This is a genomic window from Pseudoalteromonas rubra, from assembly GCF_005887115.1.
Taxonomy (GTDB): domain Bacteria; phylum Pseudomonadota; class Gammaproteobacteria; order Enterobacterales; family Alteromonadaceae; genus Pseudoalteromonas; species Pseudoalteromonas rubra_F.
Genome location: NZ_PNCJ01000023.1, coordinates 133,216 through 153,751 on the forward strand (window position 1 = coordinate 133,216; position 20,536 = coordinate 153,751).

The 20,536-nt window shown below is 47.5% G+C and carries 18 protein-coding genes and 1 tRNA gene; 9 read left to right on the forward strand and 10 right to left on the reverse strand.

The features are described 5' to 3' along the window. Positions 1–42: 42 nt before the first annotated feature. A complete protein-coding gene (locus tag CWB98_RS16165) occupies positions 43–2,256 on the reverse strand; it encodes a CapA family protein (RefSeq protein ID WP_138545801.1) in 2,214 nt (737 codons plus the stop codon). Positions 2,257–2,531: 275 nt separating this feature from the next. Between CWB98_RS16165 and tyrR the strand changes: the two genes are divergently transcribed. Further along, positions 2,532–4,088 carry a transcriptional regulator TyrR gene (gene tyrR, locus CWB98_RS16170; protein WP_138545829.1) on the forward strand — a complete coding sequence of 519 codons (1,557 nt, stop codon included), beginning with the start codon at positions 2,532–2,534 and terminating at the stop codon, positions 4,086–4,088. A gap of 22 nt (positions 4,089–4,110) precedes the next feature. Here tyrR and CWB98_RS16175 read toward each other — a convergent pair whose 3' ends face one another. Then, positions 4,111–4,602: a hypothetical protein gene (locus tag CWB98_RS16175; RefSeq protein ID WP_138545802.1), complete on the reverse strand. Its 492-nt coding sequence runs from the start codon at positions 4,600–4,602 to the stop codon at positions 4,111–4,113. Positions 4,603–4,751: 149 nt separating this feature from the next. On the opposite strand from CWB98_RS16175, the gene CWB98_RS16180 reads away from it, so the two are divergent. Then, positions 4,752–5,291 carry a thioesterase family protein gene (locus tag CWB98_RS16180; protein ID WP_138545803.1) on the forward strand — a complete coding sequence of 180 codons (540 nt, stop codon included), beginning with the start codon at positions 4,752–4,754 and terminating at the stop codon, positions 5,289–5,291. An 80-nt stretch (positions 5,292–5,371) separates the two neighbouring features. On the opposite strand, the gene CWB98_RS16185 is transcribed toward CWB98_RS16180, so the two are convergent. After that, complete coding sequence (locus tag CWB98_RS16185) at positions 5,372–6,022, reverse strand: OmpW/AlkL family protein (protein WP_138545804.1); 651 nt, start codon at positions 6,020–6,022, stop codon at positions 5,372–5,374. Positions 6,023–6,190: 168 nt separating this feature from the next. Continuing rightward, positions 6,191–6,955: a response regulator gene (locus tag CWB98_RS16190; RefSeq protein ID WP_138545805.1), complete on the reverse strand. Its 765-nt coding sequence runs from the start codon at positions 6,953–6,955 to the stop codon at positions 6,191–6,193. 341 nt (positions 6,956–7,296) lie between these two features. Between CWB98_RS16190 and dapE the strand changes: the two genes are divergently transcribed. Next, a complete protein-coding gene (gene dapE, locus CWB98_RS16195) occupies positions 7,297–8,475 on the forward strand; it encodes a succinyl-diaminopimelate desuccinylase (RefSeq protein ID WP_138545806.1) in 1,179 nt (392 codons plus the stop codon). A 17-nt stretch (positions 8,476–8,492) separates the two neighbouring features. Here the strand turns inward: dapE and CWB98_RS16200 are convergent, their stop codons facing one another. The 3 genes from CWB98_RS16200 to CWB98_RS16210 are packed head-to-tail and all read right to left on the reverse strand — an operon-like array spanning position 8,493 to position 11,229. After that, positions 8,493–9,029 (reverse strand): hypothetical protein, encoded by a 537-nt coding sequence (locus CWB98_RS16200; protein ID WP_138545807.1) that lies wholly within the window; start codon positions 9,027–9,029, stop codon positions 8,493–8,495. After that, positions 9,029–10,219, reverse strand: coding sequence for a peptidyl-prolyl cis-trans isomerase (locus tag CWB98_RS16205; RefSeq protein WP_138545808.1), 1,191 nt, complete (start codon positions 10,217–10,219; stop codon positions 9,029–9,031). Before CWB98_RS16205 ends, CWB98_RS16200 begins: the two co-directional genes overlap by 1 nt. Continuing rightward, entirely contained in the window at positions 10,219–11,229 is a 1,011-nt protein-coding gene (locus tag CWB98_RS16210) for a phospholipase (protein ID WP_138545809.1), read from the reverse strand. Before CWB98_RS16210 ends, CWB98_RS16205 begins: the two co-directional genes overlap by 1 nt. Positions 11,230–11,411: 182 nt before the next feature. On the opposite strand from CWB98_RS16210, the gene CWB98_RS16215 reads away from it, so the two are divergent. Both CWB98_RS16215 and CWB98_RS16220 read left to right on the forward strand, forming a co-directional pair. Continuing rightward, the gene (locus CWB98_RS16215; protein WP_249364696.1) at positions 11,412–12,254 is read left to right on the forward strand and encodes a MipA/OmpV family protein; all 843 of its coding nucleotides are present in this window, start codon (positions 11,412–11,414) and stop codon (positions 12,252–12,254) included. Then, positions 12,244–12,645, forward strand: coding sequence for a DUF3019 domain-containing protein (locus CWB98_RS16220; RefSeq protein WP_138545810.1), 402 nt, complete (start codon positions 12,244–12,246; stop codon positions 12,643–12,645). Before CWB98_RS16215 ends, CWB98_RS16220 begins: the two co-directional genes overlap by 11 nt. 161 nt (positions 12,646–12,806) lie before the next feature. On the opposite strand, the gene CWB98_RS16225 is transcribed toward CWB98_RS16220, so the two are convergent. From CWB98_RS16225 to CWB98_RS16235, 3 genes are all read right to left on the reverse strand, one after another. Further along, positions 12,807–13,370: a hypothetical protein gene (locus CWB98_RS16225; protein ID WP_249364697.1), complete on the reverse strand. Its 564-nt coding sequence runs from the start codon at positions 13,368–13,370 to the stop codon at positions 12,807–12,809. A gap of 154 nt (positions 13,371–13,524) precedes the next feature. Then, entirely contained in the window at positions 13,525–14,001 is a 477-nt protein-coding gene (locus CWB98_RS16230) for a globin (RefSeq protein WP_138545811.1), read from the reverse strand. Between the two features lie 274 nt (positions 14,002–14,275). Further along, positions 14,276–15,055, reverse strand: a complete 780-nt coding sequence (locus CWB98_RS16235) for a delta-class carbonic anhydrase (protein ID WP_138545812.1) — start codon at positions 15,053–15,055, stop codon at positions 14,276–14,278. Between the two features lie 335 nt (positions 15,056–15,390). On the opposite strand from CWB98_RS16235, the gene CWB98_RS16240 reads away from it, so the two are divergent. From CWB98_RS16240 to infB, 4 genes are all read left to right on the forward strand, one after another. After that, positions 15,391–15,467 (forward strand) — tRNA-Met (locus CWB98_RS16240). A gap of 260 nt (positions 15,468–15,727) precedes the next feature. Further along, positions 15,728–16,183 (forward strand): ribosome maturation factor RimP, encoded by a 456-nt coding sequence (gene rimP, locus CWB98_RS16245; RefSeq protein ID WP_054015310.1) that lies wholly within the window; start codon positions 15,728–15,730, stop codon positions 16,181–16,183. A 40-nt stretch (positions 16,184–16,223) separates the two neighbouring features. After that, positions 16,224–17,723 carry a transcription termination factor NusA gene (gene nusA, locus CWB98_RS16250; RefSeq protein WP_054015309.1) on the forward strand — a complete coding sequence of 500 codons (1,500 nt, stop codon included), beginning with the start codon at positions 16,224–16,226 and terminating at the stop codon, positions 17,721–17,723. 29 nt (positions 17,724–17,752) lie between these two features. Continuing rightward, on the forward strand, positions 17,753–20,431 hold the full coding sequence (gene infB, locus CWB98_RS16255; protein ID WP_138545813.1) for a translation initiation factor IF-2: 2,679 nt from the start codon (positions 17,753–17,755) through the stop codon (positions 20,429–20,431). Positions 20,432–20,536 lie beyond the last annotated feature (105 nt).

A 20,536-nucleotide genomic window follows, 5' to 3' on the forward strand; every position in this document is an offset into this window, starting at 1 on the left:
TGTTGTTTGAGCGACACACGCCCCCCGAAATATCTGGTTATGTTAATCGTAAGCAGAAAAATGCAGTGTCAACGTGACGGGGTCGTCGGTTTCCAATGCCATAAAATCCAAGCCATGCATGCGTTCTGCTTGCCATAACCTATTGTTGAGACTAAAAGATTTTTGCCACGAGATCAACGCAAGTTGATCTAGCATGACCGTTGCCTCTCCTTGCGCTGGCGGTGCCTGCTTGAATGCCAGTTTTACGGCACGAGCGGGGAGCTGTTCGGGTCCCAGGGTCTGGCTGTCATCCGGCAGGGTAATGTCATGACGAAATGTCTGCCAATCGTAGCTACCTGATCCAATCAGACCGACTTCTTCACTGGAAAATTCCAGGTTGTCTTCTGCAGTGACTATGGTCAGCTCAGCACCTAAAGCGCCTGCATTGTCGCCTTTTGCGTAGCCAAACAGAGTTAATTCAGAATAGGCTTCTAGTGTCGACTCTGCTGGGGTGATTGGCATGGTACGTAATGTTTGCTTAAACGGCATACGGATAGGCCGATTATTAAACTGTGTTCGGGATAAGCACATGCCTTGCGTGCCACGCATTGCGCCGGTCAAACAGGGTGTAATGTCATCACTTTCATGTTCCCAGCGGGTGACCTCATTGACTTCATTGTCATTATCCCAGTCTTCAAAGTCGCCAAACCACATCAGGTCTCGGCCAAGTGTTACGTCTGCGGTACCTGTACTTGTAATTTTACTCAAGAACGCATGACTGGGTGCATACTCACGAAAATCAACAAGGTGTTCTCCTGCTGCCAAGTTCAATGTGACAGTTTCTACCTCTTGTACACCAGGCGGTGATTGGAAATAGACATCTCCATAACCTGGTCCGGGCACAATGACAATCTCAGGGCTCGAAAACTCGGCCAGTCGGCGGATCAAATAGTCACTCAAAAAGCCACTTACCAGCTTGGGTTGATAATCTTCCAGGTAAATAGGGTAGGCTCGGGCGGATTGCGTTTTGGGTGATTGCGTTGGATCGACCCGCACAGAGACGGCAACCCCCAGTAAGGTCTCATGACGGTTTTGCTCAAATACAAAGTTGCCCAGGCCCAGTAAGGCAGGTACACCGTTATAGAGGCCAAACCCCTGAGCAACATGGGGGTGGTGGGCTATCATCAGGTCAGGTGCCCGGCGACTAACGAATTCAAACCGATTGTTGATATAGCGGGTGGGTGCATAAGAGTATTCATCTCCACCATGCAGCTGGACAATCGCGTAATCACTGTTTTCACTGGCTTGCTTAACGGCGGCACTGAGCGCCGTGCTATCGGTCAGGTCGGCTGCGCCTCCTTTGTCAGCAGTGGCGATATAAGTGACCAAATGATCTTCACCTGTAATGGAAGTGGCTGACACCAGGCCAAGCGTTGTATTACCTACTTCAACCAGTCGAGGAGCATAGGCCTCAGTGGTATTGTTACCGGCACCGCTATGGCTAAACCCTGCCTGCTCAACAAATTCGATGGTGTCCTCCAGCCCCTTTTGCTGATAGTCAAACACGTGATTGTTACCCAAAGCGACATAATCTATGCCAATTGCGGTCAAGCCCTGTAGAGTCTCCGGCAACGAGAAAAAGGCGAACTCTTTGCTTGGGTGAACCGTTGTAGGTGTTGCAAGCACGGGTGACTCGAGATTAACGGAGGCAAAATCAGCGCTTTCCATGATAGGTTTGACGAATTGTGTCAGGGCAACGGCACTGCTTGCCGCGTTACCTGGTCTGATAATGGCGTCTTCAACATCGGGTAACAGATTTCCCATCGTCGTTAAAGAAGGGTCCATATAGCGGCGGCCGAACATAGTATCACCGCCAAATATCAGCTCGCTGCTGGTCGCACTCACCTTTTCTAAAACGACAGGCAAAGGCTGGTTTTGATGTGCTTTGCTATTGACGACCATCACGATACGCTCATACCCAGGCACTGAGATAGCCAAAGTCACATTGTCGCTACTGAGGTCTGTCAGGGTCAATTGCCCCTGTGCATCGGTACGATATTGGCTGTCGAAAAGCTGCACACTGGCATCCGTTAAGGCTGCGGCATTTGAATCCAGCAGCTGTAATGTCAGACCACGCGTTTGGTTTTGCTGTTCTTGCTGCTGTTGTTGTTCTTCTTGCTGTGCTTGCGTCGGGCCAGTCTCGTATGGATCCTCTACAGAGCAGGCGCTGAGAAAACACATTACGGGAACAAATGGAATTATTTTGTAAATATTCAAGGCTGCCCCTTAACCTGTACGGCTTAATATCTAGGTCTTTTGTATTATAAATTCATTGTTCACCAAACTGCAATCGTTAAGTATTAATAATGCGTACATTGATGACTGAGCTATTGTACGCATTAATACGTATTTTTTTCACAGTGAGAATCTGTCTTTTTCATTATAGTTGCTGTGGCTAAAATCTCTGTCCAAATATGTTTACGTTTTGCTAGTCTGGGGTCTATTCTTAGAGTATGATCCCGCAAAAGGTAGAAAACCGTTTTGAGGAACAAATGCGTTTAGAAATTCACTGTGCCGATCGGATCGGTATTGCGCAGGAAATTTTGAATATCCTGGTAAAGTACCGGGTGGATCTAAAAGGAATAGAAGTTGATTCCGTCAATTGCAGAATGTATGTGAGTTTCCCCCCTATTGAGTTTGAGCAGTTTCAGAAAATTATGCCTGAAATAAGACTGATAGACGGGGTGGAGGATGTTAGAACAACGGCTTTTCTGCCTTCGGAGCGTGAGCACAACGAGCTCAATACCTTACTCAGTGCACTTCCCGATGGGGTTATATCTATTGATGCGAAAGGCTGGGTACGCCATTGTAACGATGCCGCATGTCGTGACCTGAACCAACCTGAAGCGGAGATTATCGGTGCCAATATTAATAACTTGCTGAAAGGGTTTAACTTTACCCGCTGGCTGGAAGGGAAAGATGTATTGGGCCAAACCACGCGGGTTGAAGTAGGCGGCGAAGACTTTATTGCTGATATTTTACCCATCTCTGTTCCACAAGGCCCTGAAGGAGATGTGCTGGCAGGGGCGGTCATCAATATTAAATCACAAAGCCGACTGGGTCAGCAGGTTAGCGCGTTTCGTCGCTACGGGCAGGAAAGTTTTGCTGCCATCCATAGCCAAAGTACCGCGATGCGACGAGTTGTCCGCGAAGCGCGAAAAATGGCACAGCTTGAAGCGCCAATTTTAATCACCGGTGAAACGGGAACGGGCAAAGAGCTACTTGCACGTGCCTGCCACTACGCGTCCAATCGCTCATTAAAGCCTTTTATTGCGCTGTCATGCGCCTCTTTACCTGATGATGTCGCCGAGTCAGAGTTATTTGGCTATGCCGGTTACGAAGAAAACAGTGCGCCGAAACGAGGCGTGCTGGAGCAGGCTGATGGTGGCACTGTATTCCTCGATGAAGTCGGTGAAATGTCAACTCAGCTACAAACCAAATTGCTGCGCTTTTTACAAGATGGCACATTCCGAAAAGTAGGTGATGAGAATGAAGTTAAGGTGAATGTGCGCATCATCGCCGCGACGCAAAAAGATCTTCCGGCAATGGTGCAAGAAGGCAGCTTCCGTGAAGACCTTTACTATCGTATCAATGTTTTAACACTGGAAATTGCGCCTTTGCGTGATCGCAAAGCCGACATTAAGTCACTCGCAGAGCACTTTATTCAAAAATATGCTCAGCAAAGTGGTCATGCAACACCTGCTCTGGACGAGGAGTGTCTGCAGTTTCTGGAGCAATACCCATGGCCGGGTAATGTCAGACAATTGGAAAATGCCATCTATCGTGCTGTGTCTATGCTGGATGACAATGAGCTTCGTATAGAGCACCTTCAGTTACCGACCTTTACCCATGATCTGGGTTATCTGGAATCAGACTTTGAAGGAACACTAGAGCAGGCGGTCAAGCGTTTTGAAGCAACTTTGCTGCGGAAACTCTACCCAGCTTATCCCAGCTCACGCCAGCTGGCTAAACGATTAGGATTAAGTCATACCGCAGTTGCAAATAAGCTCAGAGAGTACGGCATTAACCGAAAAACAGTGAAAGTATAAAGTGAGGGGACTGTCAGTCCCCTTATTTCTTCGTGCCCATATTTTTGGTCACGCCGTCCAGCTTAATATTATCAATACCATGCTCGGTAAACTTGATGGTGACACTGATGTTGTTGCGTACCAGAAAGTAGTCAATGTCATCCAGACGCAACACATAATCTCCTTTTACGGGGCTCATAAATTGCTTTTTGAACAGCTCAAGTTTGTGGTCTCCAAGCTGCCAGCTGAACCCTTCGATAAAACCGGGATTAAACTCCTGGATCCAGACCTTTGAATCATCTTTGCTGAGTGTAATGGCTATGGAGTACGATTCGGGCAACTGAGCCATATCATAGCTATTATCCCCAATGCGAAATTTCTGTGCACCATTTTGCCAGCCAAAGCCAAAATTAAACTCTTTTTCTATGCCGGTGGGGTAAAGCAGCTGACCTTTGCCGGGTAAGTCAAAATCAGCCCAGGCATGTCCCGCACTGAACAAGGTCAATAAATACACTAGCTTGGTTATACAATTCATCAAGTTACACTCTTGTTAGTCTTGCATAAAAGTTAATGCACAAACGCACTTTTCGCAAGTTGTGCATGTAGAGGGGGATTAATTCCTGCTTGTTGTGAAACTCGGCTGTGCTAAACTCGAGTTTTATGCTAACTGGTTGGACCAATAACATGAATCTGTATTTCCGCTTACTGTGGTTGTTCTGGCGGATCCGTCGGAATAAAGCCACGCAACCTTTGCTCGACGTGATTGATATTAACTTCAGAGCACTGCCGAGTGACTGTGATATTAATTTACACCTGACTAACTCGCGTTATCTTGCCATGATGGATTTAGCGCGCACCTGGATGACTGAGCGGGTAGGGCTATTCAGTGCGATTATGAAACGTCGCTGGTTTCCCATTGTGAATGCCACCGCGATCACTTATATCCGAGACATCAAACCACTACAAGAGTTTACTGTGTCAACGCGGCTAGTTGGCTGGGATCACAAATATTTTTATATCGAGCAGAAATTTCATTCAGACCGTGGTCTGCATGCAATAGCTTATGTACGTGGCGTGTTTAAAAGTCGTCAGGGCGTGATCAGTGTTGAAGAAATGCTGGAAGTTGCCGGGTTTACTGGTGAAGCGCCAATCTTGCCCGAGGAAGTGGTTCACTGGAAAGAAATGCTGGAACAAAAGAAAGCACGCAATAATAAAGTGGCATAAAGGGTCATAGTGTTTATGACCCCTGGGGATTGAGAAAGTAACTCTGTATCGTGCCCACATCGTGTGGGCACCTTAAATCATTAGAACTTGTACTTCACACCGAACATAGCAACAATCGGGTCTAACTCTACATCTGAAGTTAGCGCTTGCTTACCATCTGCATAAACGGTTGCATCAGTATTAATGTCCATTTTAGAAATCATACCGTGTAGGCCCCATTTGTCGTTCAGGTCATAGTTGAAACCGACCTGAAGTGCCACGCCGAATGAGCTGTCCAGATCTACCTTTACGTCATCTGTTTCTAAAGTGGCTTTCAGCGCTGCAGATGCTTCTTCATCAAAGAATACGGTGTAGTTCAGACCTGCGCCAACAAATGGGCGGAATTTAGCATTGGGAGCAAAGAAGTGATACTGAGCCAGTAGTGTTGGTGGCAAGTGTTTCACTTTTGCAATATCGTTGCCCGCCAAGCCACCTGCACCTTCTACAGTGTGTGAAAAAGGTGTTGCTGCAATCAATTCAAAAACGATGTTGTCGTTATACTGATAGTCGAATGTAATACCCAGCTGAGTATCAGAATCTGCGACCAAACCTAAAGTTCTATTTTCATTAATGGCTGATGCAGTGTCACTCGGATTAACGTTAATTGCGCCCACATTTACACTGAATTGAGCCTGAGCCAGTGGAGCAGTTAGCATCAGCGTAGATAGGATAGCGGCAGTAAGTTTTTTCATTTTCATCTCCTGAACCTGTACAAGGTAAATCTTTTTGTTGCAGCTATCATAGGCCGATGGGATTTTTCAAAAACTGTTCTAGATCAATATTCAAATTGCGAGGTTTCAGAAAAAATTGAAAACTTGATTTAGATTAAGTTTTTGACTCAGATGGCCTGTGACGGCAGCTTAATTATCCTGGATCATTTCGGTTTCACAGCCGCCCAGATGCTTCAGGAGTTCATCGAGGTGGCGCTTAGTGACGTCATTGAGCATGTCGCGATTGAAGCGCAGTGCCAGCTGGCACATTTTGGTATCGACAAAGCCTTCAACCGCCACTATGCGAACGGGCACTGCGTATAAAGGGGAGATCAGCAAATTTCCATCGTTCAGATCAAAGACATCCAGCTCAAGCTCATAGGTATTAAATAAGTGCATTTCTCGGCTATACGGCGATTGCAACAACATACCAGTTTGACTGATGTTTTTTACGTGCCCCGATAGTGTGCGGCTACCAGTGCGGATCCGAACACTGTGTTCTGGCAAACCGGATAGTCTGATTGCACCACGCCGGCTGATGGTGTTCCAGGATTTGTGAACTGTTTCTTCGAGCTTATCTGCGGTGAAGGGTTTCATCATATATTGTGATACCCCGTTTTGGATAGCGCAGACCACATGTTCCCTGTCCCCCAGCGAACTCATCATAATGAAAGGGATTTTACTGTGCTTTTTTGACCTTCTGACCCGTTTAAGCAGCTCTTCACCGTCGAGATTTGGCATTTGCCAGTCTGCAATGATGATATCGATATGGCGGGCGTCGAGCAGTTCTAGTGCAGCCTGACCATCCTCTGCGGTGTAGACATTTTCTGCGCCTAACCGGTTGACTAAAGTGGTACGAACCAGGTTTCTAACCAGCTGGCAGTCGTCGACGACCAAAAAACTGACATCCTGCATTACTAGTTCCTTATCTTGCAGCAATTATAACCCAATAGTGGCTTCCGGGACCTCAGATTAGGCTAACAATTCTAACCTTCACATACTTAGTTCTAGCATACTCCGGGCAATTGACAACCTGTTATCGAAATTGACCAATATATGACAAGGCTCTGGGGTTTGTTGTGTTCTGTGCAATAGGTGCTTGTCACAAAACTGCCTTGCAGCCGACATGAACTGGTCACGCTTGAACGGTGTAATCGGGGGAGAGAACCATGACAACTGGATAAGAAGTGACTGATTGACCGTGGCCAAATCGGATCCCAGTGCGCTTAGTATTCAGAATACAGGAAATGTATAGTATGCCTTCCCATGCGACAAAACCCGCTGCCAAACACAGCCCGCAACATGATACCGTCAATACCTTGAGACGCCTGATTTCTGCACCGTCTGTCACCCCTGATGATGCCGGTACAATAGAGTATCTTACAAAGCGTCTGAGTGCTTTAGGATTTGAATGTACGCCCCTTGACCGTAATGGCGTTCGCAACTTGGTGGCCAGACGGCAGTTTGGTCCTGGTCCCGTTATGGCCTTTGCGGGGCATGTTGACGTGGTACCGGCCAATCCCAGAGGCTGGATAGCACATCCGTTTGCTGCGGCTGTGATTGATGATGTCATTTATGGGCGCGGGGCGGCAGATATGAAGGGCGGTGTTGCAGCCATGCTCAGTGCAACGGCACGTTTGTGTGAACAGGCGCAGCATTGTCAGGGGACGCTATTTTGGCTGATCACCTCAGATGAAGAGGGGGAAGCTGAATATGGGTCTAAAGTTATGGCTGAATATCTGGCTCAACAAGGTATTGTGCTGAACGCCTGTTTGGTTGGCGAGCCTACCTCACATCAACAGGTCGGTGACACGATTAAAAATGGGCGTCGTGGTGCCATCTCCGGACGGATACAAATTCAGGGCAAAGCAGGGCATGTTGCTTACCCGGAGCAAACCATTAATGCGGCTCATATCGCCGGAGAGCTGGTTAATGAGTTGGCAAACATCAGCTGGTGGAAAGATGTACTGGGTTCGCAAACAAGTTTGCAGGTTACTGGCCTGACAGTGCCAGAGATCGTTGATAACCTGGTCCCAGCCAGCTGTGAAATAACTTTCAATGTGCGCTACAGTCACGCGTACAAAAGCCAGGAAATTTATCAGATAGTGGCGCAGGCGCTGGCACCTTGGTGTGAGCATCTCAGCGTACAATGGGAGCGCCCGTGTGAGTCTTACTACACAGGGAGTCGCGAAGCCGAATGTTTCCTTAACCTGGTTGAACAAGCGATATTTCGAGTCAGAGGTCAGTTTCCGGCGCTTAGTACCGCAGGCGGTACCTCGGATGGGCGCTTTTTTGCTTCAAGTGAGACTCAGGTGATTGAGTGTGGGGTCAAAAACGACTCTATTCATCAGGTAAATGAACATGTATCACTCGCAGATCTCCAGGCCATTGAGGAAATCTATACTGCGGTTTTGACCGACTTCTTTGGCGTTTGAACCCCACACTGTGGAAACTACTGAGCCAGTTCCTTGCGCAGTTGTTTCTGCATGGCTCTTAGCCCTTGTATTTTCTCTCGTGCTTCCTGAAGTTGTTGCTCTGGGAGTTTATGCCTGACTCCTTTTTCCAGCAGCAGCTCTAGTCGGGCGACTTTTTTATCCACTGCGGCGATATAGTCCTGTTTCATCTTATCCATTTCGTCAGACTGATAGGCCTGGTAGGCTTGATGATCGGATAGGTCTCCAGAATATACCCGGGCCGGCGTACTTGAGGCTATGGGCGGGATATAAGGTGCGTCTTCTGGCGTAGGTTCTTCACTGGGATCGGCTACAGCAGCAGGCATTTTAGCTGTGCTGACCAAAGGCATCGAAATCGCCGTGGTTTCGGAGACGGTTGATGTGTTGTGTTGATACCCTGCTTGCTCAGTGGGGGCAGAGGTGCGCTGTGAGTGCACCTCTGCAGTGGGCAAAGGCGCAAGGGATGACAGGACCCAAAGTGCATAACCCAAACCTGTCAGGACGAACGCCAGTGTGACTGTCTGTAAACGGGTCATCAGAGCGTGACCCCATGCTGCGTTTGCCAATGTCTGAATCTTTGCTGATAGGCGGCTTGGGCATGTTGCTTGGTCAAAGTTTCTAATGCCCGATAACGCACCGTTTCACTGTCCTCAGCGTGATAGGCATATTCAGGGTTTTGGCTATACACCACGGCCCAACGACCCGAGGGAGTTCTCACCGGAGGGGACAATTTGCCTGGCTGATTGCTGAAAGCCAGCTGTGCAAGCCAGCGATTTTGATGTTTCCGGGTAATGAAAATCGCGGAGGATCTGCCTGCAGAATCGAATTCGTTGTGTTTTTGTGTCTCTTTTAGAGCCTGTGCTATGCCTTTTTTACTCATGAGGCGATGAAATTGTTGTGCCTGCGCCTGTGACTCAAACGTGGCTGCAACGGCTTCCAGTTGTGATTTGTACCTAAAGTCTTTGCGGTGCTGTTTGTAATAGCGGTGAATTTCAGTTTGAGTGATAGATGCTCTGAGCTGCTCCAGGTATGCGCTGCGTTCGCCGTGCAACTGTGCCTTGATCCCTAAAAATGCCAGCATCGGGGGACGTAACAGCTCGCCTTTAGCTAGCAGTTTCAGGCGCGACAGAGTCAACCCATGCTTTGCCAGTAAAGGCATGGCTTTGTTGGTGAGCTTTGCATAGTAGCGCCATTCATCAAGCTGATGGGCTAGCAAGCCGATATCGCCCTGATGAAGACGAAATCGATTTTGCATTGATTGGCTGGTTAGCAAGTCCGCCATGGTTACTTTGGGTGTGTCGAGAATCAGCACTTGTTGCCACTGTTCGAGTTGCCTTGCCTGGTAGCTACCGGTAGCGGGGTAATCTCCAAGTAGTTCACAAAGCGCTTGTGCGCTAAAAGGGGCAGCTGATTTCTCTTTTTTGATGGATTTGAGTTCGGGAAATTGATGCGTAAGCAAAGTGACAATAAGACGACGGATATGGTAGTCATTATCAAATCCAACACTGGATTGACGGATCATTAGCTCGGGGTTGAGTTGCTGGGCTGTCGCCAGCAAAAACTGATTTTCAAGCAAGTGCTTTTTCAGGTCTGCCGAGGATAAACTGCGATCCTGCTGCGTATAGAGAGACTGCATCAGAGCCAGTTCAGGCTTAGTTAGTTGAGTCAGTGTTGCCCAACATGGCAGGCTTAAACAGCCTGCCAGGAGTAAAACAAGGTAGTTCATTAACGGGCTACCATGGCATGATTAAGCATGTGTACAACCATTGCGATAGCATGCGGAATGACCTGACGCGCAGTGTTCAAGCGATCGTAGTGATCCTCTGAATTCAGTACAATACCACCTTGAGCATAAGAGTAGGCGCCGCCTTGCGTAAGTAACGGGCGAATATCTTTGTTTGTGGCATCTGGTGCTGAGAAGCTTCCCATTGCCTGCTTTACCAATGCGAGGTTATTGAGGTTTTCCTGATCATAGTAGTCTTTCACCCAGGCTTCCCAGCTGGCGTGGTTTAGATCTGATGTTGTCCAGGTATGGTGCGGCTGAAGGAGGTCTGTCGTATGAAATACAAACCCCAGGATTTGTGGGTTGCCATTTTGCAGATAACTTTGGTACCAGTACTGGCCCAAGTTATCGATCGGCTGAAATGGCATTTCTTCAAAGTCATCGTACATACTGTATCTGGAGTGGCTCTCTAAGCGGTAGTTTTTTTCTGTGATGCCATAGCTGTCATATTCACTGTCATCAGCACTAAACCAACCGGTTTCACCCCCTTTGCCGTCATCCAGATAGTCACCTTTTAACCAGGTGGCTGCCATGTTGTCTACCGTGCCCCAGACAGTAAGCTTGTCATAATTGTATCCACCAAAGTCGTTACCATGCACATCAGCGCCTTGAGTGTGATTTTGAAAGTGCCAATAACTGGTGTATTTAACAATACTTTGAGCTGCGCCCCATAAAGGTGCCTGTACACAGTCGCCAGTAATGGCGCCACAGAAGAAAGTATCTTCAAAATCATCGACGTCATAGGCAGCTTGCCCCATTACATCAGCAAGCTGAGCGACGCTCATACCATGTGACTGTGCATATGCCTGAAGTTTTGCAAATTGTGTGGTTGATGGGTTTTGTGCCATGTAATTGACGGCATCGATGACTATACGTTTATGTGTTTCCTGACTGAAAGCGTGTGCTCCAGAGGCTGTCAGCGTCAATGCACAGAGAAGAAATCGTTTTTTCATTGTAGTGTTGTTCCAATAATTAGAATTAAGGCTCTATATGAGCCTCGGGAATTAGAAAACGCCATTGTTACATTAGTATTAAATATTGGTTAAATAAAATCTTAATTTCGACGTCTTGTTGTCCTCGTTGACCTCAGGTATGATGGGGACTTAATTTAGGCACATGAAAAGCCATAATAACGATGAAAATTATAAAGTTACTTTCTGCTGTGCTGCTTTGCCTGACGCATCAGGTTTATGCCAATGACAGCGCTGGTGATAAGGAAGAGGACTGGCTCGAAGACAATGGACTGGAATGGCAGTTGAGTATAGGTGCCTTTTATGTAGACATGGCGCTTCCTGAGTTAATTGGCGCCGACAACTCTCCGGCACCACCTACCCTGCGCGCTGATATCAAACTACAGTACAAAAACTTTTATCTGGTGACTTACTCAGGTGACTTTTTTGGTGGCTCGGACCTGGGATACCAGTTCATTCAAGAAGAAGAGTGGGGGCTGGATATTATTTACGGAAGTTACCAACTGCCCTTTACCGAAACCGGTTACTTCGATACCAATGATCCCGTAGTAAAAGAGCTTGAGGGCATAAAAGACAGAGATCCGGATCAATCTCTGGGCGTTGCATACTACCGTACTGTTGGCGACTACCTTGCCGTGGCAGAACTGGTTTATGACGTCTTTGGCGATACTAATGGTTGGGTTTTTCACCTCGAAGCAACGCGTAACTTCGAGTTACGTAATTGGGATCTGTGGCTTAACTTTGGTGCTAATTATTACTCCAGCAATTTTAATAACTACTTTTATGGCGTGACTGAAGAAGAGCGCAATGACTATCTTACGCCTTACGAGCCTGGCAGCGGGATGTCTGCCTTTGTCCAGGCTCAGTTAAGCTACCCGATCGCAGAGGACTGGGAGTTTAGCGCGGGCATGTCATTTTTAGTTGGTTCCAGCGAGGCAAAAGAGAGTCCATTATTGGAATCAAACCATGCCAGAGTACTTTTTACTGGAGTGAAGTATGTATTTTAAACTCACTTCAGCTATCACTATCGGGATGCTCTGCGCTTCGACAACCGCGCATGCTGCTTCCAAAGAAGATAGGAAAGGGATATTACAGGCCGCACCGAATAAGTGTGTAGCATTGCATGAAGGAAGAACTTGCTACACTGATGTGACGTTCTCAATTTCGGCCCCGCAATTGGGTGATTACTGCATAAGAGAGAGTAGTTCTAAGAAGATTTTGCAATGCTGGGCCAATGTGAGCCACTTCGAATACTTGCTGGCTTTTGGTTCTGCCGAGAGTGTCAGCTATGAGCTGATTTCTAAAACTAAGCGCGATGTCCTCGCTGTGACTACCATCAATGTCAACTGGGTCCATAAGGTACGGAATAAAAAGCGACGCTGGCAGCGTCTGTTTTAATCCCCAGCTGCATTCGTATTGAAGAAGCAAGGCAAAAATTTGCGGGTTTACTTAGGAAGTGGGTTCTCAGCCGCGTTGTAAAGCCAGTTGTACGGCGAGTTACCTCACCCGGTTGTTGCATTAAAGGCTAGCGTCATTTAGCTAGCCTAACGGTGTGGCACCTACTGACACTGCTCCACTAACCCTCTCAGGTGAGAGCCTATGTCTTCGCTTTTACTCTGTCCTTGCTCCAGCAAAGTGTGTACTTGCTGTTGTAGTTCTGCTAGTTCATAGTTTGCCAATAAGGTTTTCAGGTAGCTCATAGAGTCCGCACCAGCTTGTATTAAGTTTGGCAAGCTTTCCATCGAAAGCTCCTGATCAGCCAGGCCTGTTATTGTATCCATCAGGTCCGCCAGGTTTGCGCTGTCTTGCAGTGCCCCTTCCACCTCGATCATCGACCCCATGGGGTCGCCATTCAGTTGCTTGACCACACAACTGGCCATCGTTCCTGCCTCGGCTGACTGACTCATTGCAGCCAGTCCATGCTCTCTGATGTCCGCAATCACTTGCTCCAGCTCGTGATTGTTTGCCAGATATTGTTGCTCTATTTTAGCTTTAGAGTCACCCAGAAAATCGCACCCAGCCAACGCGAATAAGCTCAAACCATAAATTAAAGAACGCTTCATATTAAGTACCAAAATCAATACACTTGCTGTCAGTTTACTGACTTCATCGTCCGTTGTCATTATGACGGCCTGCTTAGCTCAAGCGGAGCCGTCAACAGTGACATCCTGGCTGCTTAACGGGTAAACCAACAACCTACTCACAAGGTTTCGTGATTGACCGCGATTAGTCTCTTTTTTGTACAAGCACAACGACGACCGTCTAACCTTGGTAACCTTAAGTTCTCAGACGTGCTGCGGCCTGATTCCGATAACGATCAAGCTGTACAACATTGGAGATACCAAACAGCTCCGATTTGATGATGTTAGCAAACACATGCAAGGCACGTTTCCAGGCGTTGCGTACTGCAAGCGTAAACTGAGCACCTAAGTGTAGTTTAAGTACTTCGAGTAAGCTGTTGCAGAAAGTACTGATATCTTTAACCGAGGGGGACAACGCAGCAATTAAAACACTTTGTTGGCGAAGAAACCGGGATAGTGCATGTTGTCTGGGAAGGTTAATCAGGCACTGTTGCATAAAGTCGTGCAATCGATATTCCAAAGACAAAACATGTCGTTCAGATTCGGGTAGGGTCATACTAACCCGGCATTGTTTTAGTTTATTGTAGAAACTTACGCAGAAGCAGTGAAAATTAGGCTTAAGCGTCGTGAAAGACTGATTCAAAAGCTGGTACTGATAAGGTGAAATACTCATAATCGCTCCACATACGATTAGAGCGAATCCGTTTGCTCAAGTAATTGTGCAGCCTCACGATTTTAGCCGGTTATAGCTGGCTGAAAGGGCTACAGTAACTTGGGTAAAAGTAATAGTGGTTTAATGTGCTTAAACTTCAGTAATGCAATCGCCACCATTTCCAGTATAGGTAGAATTTGATCTGATGCGCAAACTTTATCCTGATTTTGCGTTTAAAAAGCTCAAAAGTTTGCTACCAGCTCACCACATAGTGAAGCTGGCAGCCTGCAATATGTTATTTTATCGGCGAGAGTAACTTAGGATCGGTCACCAGCTGTCTGACACCATGGGCGTGATCCTCTTCGAACACGTTGTCCTCACACCAAGTGGCAAGGCTGTTGATATCGACTTTGGCACAGGCCGGTCTGACACTCCAGGTGACCTGAAGGGGCGAGCACTGCTTATTGCTGTAGCTGGGCCCTGTGGTAGAACCCAAAAATTCAACCGGTTTACCAGTCGTTTGTGGGATATATTCCGCCTGATGATAGCCATTGACTATGTTGCCATCATAGCTTAAATCATTGAAGTCCAATGCATCTTCATCGTTTACAACGAGGAAAACCTGAGTTTCGACGCGTAGATCTGGGTTCGCACACGCATTGCTCAAGCAAGAACCCAACCCTTTTCCGGGCGCAACATCACATGAACTATGTACCCAGTGAACTTCAATGGTATCGCCGGGTTTTACGTTTTTACAAACTTTGCCTTTTGGTGCACGTAATTCAGCCTCAGTCAGGCTGCTGGTGGCGTTACATTGATAGCCGCCGTGCTTGCCATTACCGGCAAATACGGAAAAGTCTTTTGCCTTATGTTCTGCATTCTTATGAAAGTGGATATTACATAAGTTCATTTCACTGGCCGGCGGTGCAAGAGAAAAAACGCGTTTATTTTCGCCATGCAGTTGATCAATATCTCGCGGGGTTTGTGGCCCAAAGCCTTCGCAACTGTTTGCTAAAGCATTGAAAGTAAGTAGTGTTAGCGCTGTCATCGAGACGCCTATAAATACCTTTTTCATGACTGGTTCTCCATCAATTTATATTAACTCGATGGGCCGCCAGTATAGATGTTTAACTTTTAAGAACAAGCTAAATGGTAAAATAATGTGAATGATTGGTTTTTTATAAGTTAATTTCGATGTTTTTGTTCGTTATTCTCGATCTTGGTTTATTTAATGGTAAAATATTTCGAGCATTCGATGTGTGAACGTTATGTTTTCGCCGTGTCGTTCTGAGAGTCGCTTAAGGCAGAACATTATCGTACCATTTTGGTTAAAGGCGGTATCTAAGGTTGCGTATTTATGCAACTCTCTCTATAATACACGCCAGTTGATGCAGCCAGACTGCACGTTGACGCGGGATGGAGCAGCCTGGTAGCTCGTCGGGCTCATAACCCGAAGGTCGTCGGTTCAAATCCGGCTCCCGCAACCAAGCTTAAGAAATGACTTCATTTCTTACAGTTCGCGCATTCATCGTAATGCGCGTTTTGCGTTTAAGCATATGCTTAATTTAGGCTGATACAGCCCGCAACCAAGCTCGGCCACTGGCCACACAGTTTGTTTTTGGTGTGACGCCCCGCTTGGTTCGGGGCGTTGTTGTATCTGGAGCTAAGCAATAGAGCCCAGCCCAGAAGCAAACAGCTGAATCATTAGGGCTTTTGAGCCCTTTTTTTGTTTGTATGGAGGTAATTTGTGACAAAACTCGAGCAAGAATTAACGACTATGTTAGAGCCGGCTGTTGAAGCCTGTGGCTTCGAATTGCTCGGTCTGGAAGTGATGCAAGCCGGTCGTCATTCGACGCTGCGCATCTATATTGACCATGAGAATGGCATCAATGTAGATAATTGTGCAGATGTGAGTCGTCAGGTCAGTGCTATTCTGGATGTCGAGGACCCCATTACAAATGAATACAATCTGGAAGTGTCTTCACCTGGTGTAGACAGACCATTATTCAAACAAGCTCATTATGAGCAGGCAGTGGGCGAAGAAGTGCGCTTGCGTACAAAGCTTCCACAGGAAGGTCGCCGTAACTTTAAAGGCGACTTAATTGCAGTTAATGGCGATATGATCACGCTAACCGTCGATGGTCAGGAGCATCACCTTATGCTCAGCAACATCGAGCGCGCGAACATGATCGCAAAATTTTAAAATTAGGTGCGAAGGAAAAAGGGCAAGCGAGGCAATACTTATGGCAAAAGAAATATTATTGGTTGCAGAAGCTGTTTCCAATGAAAAAGCAGTCCCAAGAGAAAAGATTTTTGAAGCATTAGAGTTCGCACTAGCGACGGCCACCAAAAAGAAACATGATGGTGAGATCGAAGTACGCGTTTCTATCGACCGTAAGACTGGTGAGTACGACACTTTCCGTCGTTGGATGGTGGTAAACCCACAAGAAGATGGCTCTTTGGAAAACCCTTACGCAGAGATCACTTTTGAAGCGGCACAGGTTGAAGAACCAGAAATCCAGCTTGGTGACTTTGTTGAAGAGCAAATCGAATCTATCCAGTTCGACCGCATCACGACTCAGATGGCCAAGCAGGTCATCGTTCAAAAGGTACGTGAAGCAGAGCGTGCACTGATTGTTGACGCTTATAAAGATCAGGAAGGTGAGCTGGTTACAGGTGTGGTGAAGAAAGCATCACGTGACACAGTGGTACTTGATTTGGGCAATAACGCTGAAGCCGTTATATACCGAGAAGACATGCTGCCGCGCGAAAGCTTCCGTCCTGGCGACCGCGTACGTGGTCTGCTGTATGCAGTTAAGCCAGAAGCGCGTGGTGCGCAGCTGTTTGTAACGCGTTCTAAACCTGAAATGCTGATGGAACTATTCCGCATTGAAGTACCAGAAATCGGCGAAGAGATGATCGAGCTCAAAGGTGCTGCACGTGATCCAGGGTCACGCGCTAAAATTGCGGTAAAATCAAATGACAAACGCATCGATCCTGTGGGCGCGTGTGTGGGTATGCGTGGTGCGCGTGTACAGGCAGTGTCTACCGAGCTAGGTGGCGAGCGTGTTGATATCGTATTGTATGATGACAACCCGGCTCAGTTTGTTATTAATGCCATGGCGCCTGCAGAAGTTGCATCGATCGTAATGGATGAAGACACCCGTACGATGGAAATTGCCGTAGAAGCCGACAATCTGGCTCAGGCGATTGGCCGTAACGGTCAGAACGTTCGTCTTGCTAGCCAGCTGACTGGTTGGGAACTAAACGTAATGACAGTGGAAGACATGGAGCGCAAGAGTGCAGAAGAGTCTGATAAGCTTATCAACCTGTTCACCGAAGCGCTGGACATTGACGATGACTTTGCCACGTTACTGATCAACGAAGGTTTCTCAACGCTAGAAGAAGTGGCTTACGTGCCCGTGGCAGAATTCCTTGAGATCGATGGTCTGGACGAAGACACAGTGGAAGAACTGCGTAAGCGTGCCAAAGACGCATTGACAACAAAAGCGTTGCGTGACGAAGAAAGCCTGGAAGGCGCAGAGCCTGCAGAAGATTTGCTTAACCTTGAAGGTCTGGACCGCCATCTGGCGTTCGTTATGGCCAGCAAAGGGGTGATCACGCTGGAAGATCTGGCTGAGCAGGGCATTGACGAATTAGTCGAAATCACTGAATTATCTGAACAACAAGCGGGTGACCTGATTATGGCCGCGCGTAATATTTGTTGGTTTGGTGAGCAATAGTAGTTTATTAACGGGAGGTAACGCATAATATGGCAGAAGTGAGCATAGAGAAACTAGCCGAAAACATTGGTACAACTGTTGATAAATTACTCCAGCAGTTGACAGATGCAGGGATCACCAAAGCCACTGGCGACCATGTTACTGAAAGTGAGAAAGCACAATTGCTTGACCATTTGAGTAAGCAGCACGGCGGTACCGGTTCTGAAGGGCCGGAGCGCATGACTTTGCAACGTAAAAGCAAGAGCACTCTGAGTGTGACAGGCTCTCACGGCAAAGCAAAGTCTGTTCAGGTCGAGGTACGTAAAAAGCGCACTTACGTTAAAAAGAGCGCAATCGAGCAGCAAAAAGAGCAGGAAAGACTGGCTGCAGAGGAAGCTGCGCGCAAAGAAGCAGAGTTGAAAGCTCAGCAAGAAGCTGAGCAAAAAGCCAAAGAAGAAGCCGAGCGTAAGGCACAAGAGGAAGCCGAGCGTAAGGCACTAGAGGAAGCTGAGCGCAAGGCTAAAGATGAGGCAAAACGTGCAGCGCAAGCTGAACGTCAAGCGAAAGAACAGCAGAGTGAAGAAGTGGATAGCGCCCAACAAGAGAAAGAGAAACTAGAAGCAGAGCGTCTGCGCAAAGAAGCAGAAGCAGCTGCCCTAAAGAAAGCAGAAGAAGAAGCCAAGCGTAAAGCTGAAGAAGCGAAGCGCTTAGCGGAAGAGAATGAAGCCCGCTGGAAAGCTGAAGAAGAAGAGCGCGCACGTCGCGAAGCTTCTGCAGATCACCACCTTACGACGTCGACTTATGCACGTGAAGCAGAAGATGAGTCAGATGCACAGGAAGAAAAGAGTGCACGTCGTAAGAAAAAGAAAAAGCCAGCAGAAAAAGTGGCTCAGCCAGTGCGTGGCAAAGGTAAAAAAGGCAAGCTTAAAGCACCTACCTCGTTACAGCATGGCTTTAAGAAGCCAGTTAGCGAAGTGAAGCAGGAAGTGCGCATCAGTGAGACCATCACAGTTGCTGAGCTGGCATCACGCATGGCTGTTAAAGGCGTTGAAGTCGTTAAGACGATGATGAAGATGGGTGAAATGGTTACCATTAACCAGGTCATCGATCAGGAAACCGCTCAGGTTGTGGCTGAAGAAATGGGCCACAAAGTTGTTCTGGTGAAAGAGAACGAATTGGAAGAAAAAGTACTGAGCGAGCGTAACGAAAGTGAAGCGCTTGAGCAACGTGCACCAGTTGTTACCGTTATGGGTCACGTTGACCATGGTAAAACTTCAACACTGGATTACATCCGTAAAGCGAAGGTTGCTGCTGGCGAGGCCGGTGGTATTACTCAGCACATCGGTGCATACCATGTTGAAACCGAAGGCGGTATGATCACTTTCCTGGATACTCCTGGACACGCAGCGTTTACCTCAATGCGTGCGCGTGGTGCGAAAGCAACGGATATCGTTGTTCTGGTTGTAGCTGCTGACGATGGTGTAATGCCACAGACTAAAGAAGCGGTACAACACGCGAAAGCGGCAGAAGTCCCTCTGATCATCGCTGTAAACAAAATGGACAAAGAAGGCATTGACCCGGATCGTGTTAAAAACGAACTGGCTCAGCTGGACGTTATTCCTGAAGAATGGGGTGGTGATACGCAGTTTGTTCACATCTCAGCGAAGACTGGTCTGGGCATTGACGACCTGCTAGAAGCGATTCTGATGCAGTCTGAACTGCTTGAGCTGAAAGCGGCACACAAAGGCATGGCGTCAGGTGTGGTGATTGAATCTCGCCTTGATAAAGGTCGTGGTCCGGTTGCAACTGTACTGGTTCAGTCTGGTGAGCTTAACCAGGGTGATATCGTACTGTGTGGTCTGGAATATGGCCGTGTTCGTGCAATGAAAGACGAGAACGGTAAAGACATCACGACTGCAGGTCCTTCAATTCCGGTTGAGATCCTGGGTATGTCGGGTGTACCAGCTGCGGGTGACGAAGCAACGGTTGTTAAAGACGAGCGTAAAGCCCGTGAAGTTGCACTATATCGCCAGGGTAAATTCCGTGATGTGAAACTGGCGCGTCAGCAAAAAGCGAAGCTTGAAAACATGTTTACCAACATGACTGAAGGCGACGTGTCTGAAGTGAACGTAGTACTGAAAGCAGACGTACAGGGTTCAATCGAAGCTATCTCTGATTCTTTGGTTAAACTGTCTACAGACGAAGTTAAAGTGAAGATCGTTGGTAGCGGCGTAGGTGGTATCACTGAAACTGACGCAACCCTGGCTGCTGCGTCTAACGCCATCATCGTTGGCTTTAACGTTCGTGCTGATGCCTCTGCACGTAAAGTGATTGAAGCTGAAAACCTGGACTTGCGTTACTACAGCGTAATCTACGACCTGATCGAAGAAGTGAAGCAGGCAATGTCGGGCATGCTGGCACCTGAATTCAAGCAAGAGATCATCGGTCTGGCTGAAGTACGTGACGTGTTCAAGTCGCCTAAGATTGGCTCTGTTGCGGGTTGTATGGTAACTGAAGGTGTGGTTAAACGTAGCGCACCTATCCGCGTACTGCGTGACAATGTTGTTATTTACGAAGGTGAGCTTGAATCACTGCGCCGCTTTAAAGATGACGTGGCAGAAGTTCGTAACGGCATGGAGTGTGGTATCGGCGTTAAGAACTATAATGACGTTAAGGTCGGTGACCAAATCGAGGTATTCGAAACCGTTGAAGTACAACGTACGTTGTAATCCAATCGGGGTTAAACCTTGAAATGGGGGCGTCAGCCCCCATTTGTGTTTGTGTTTCCTCTAGTGGGCGAGTGTATGCATTGCCCGTTTTAATGATTAAATTGA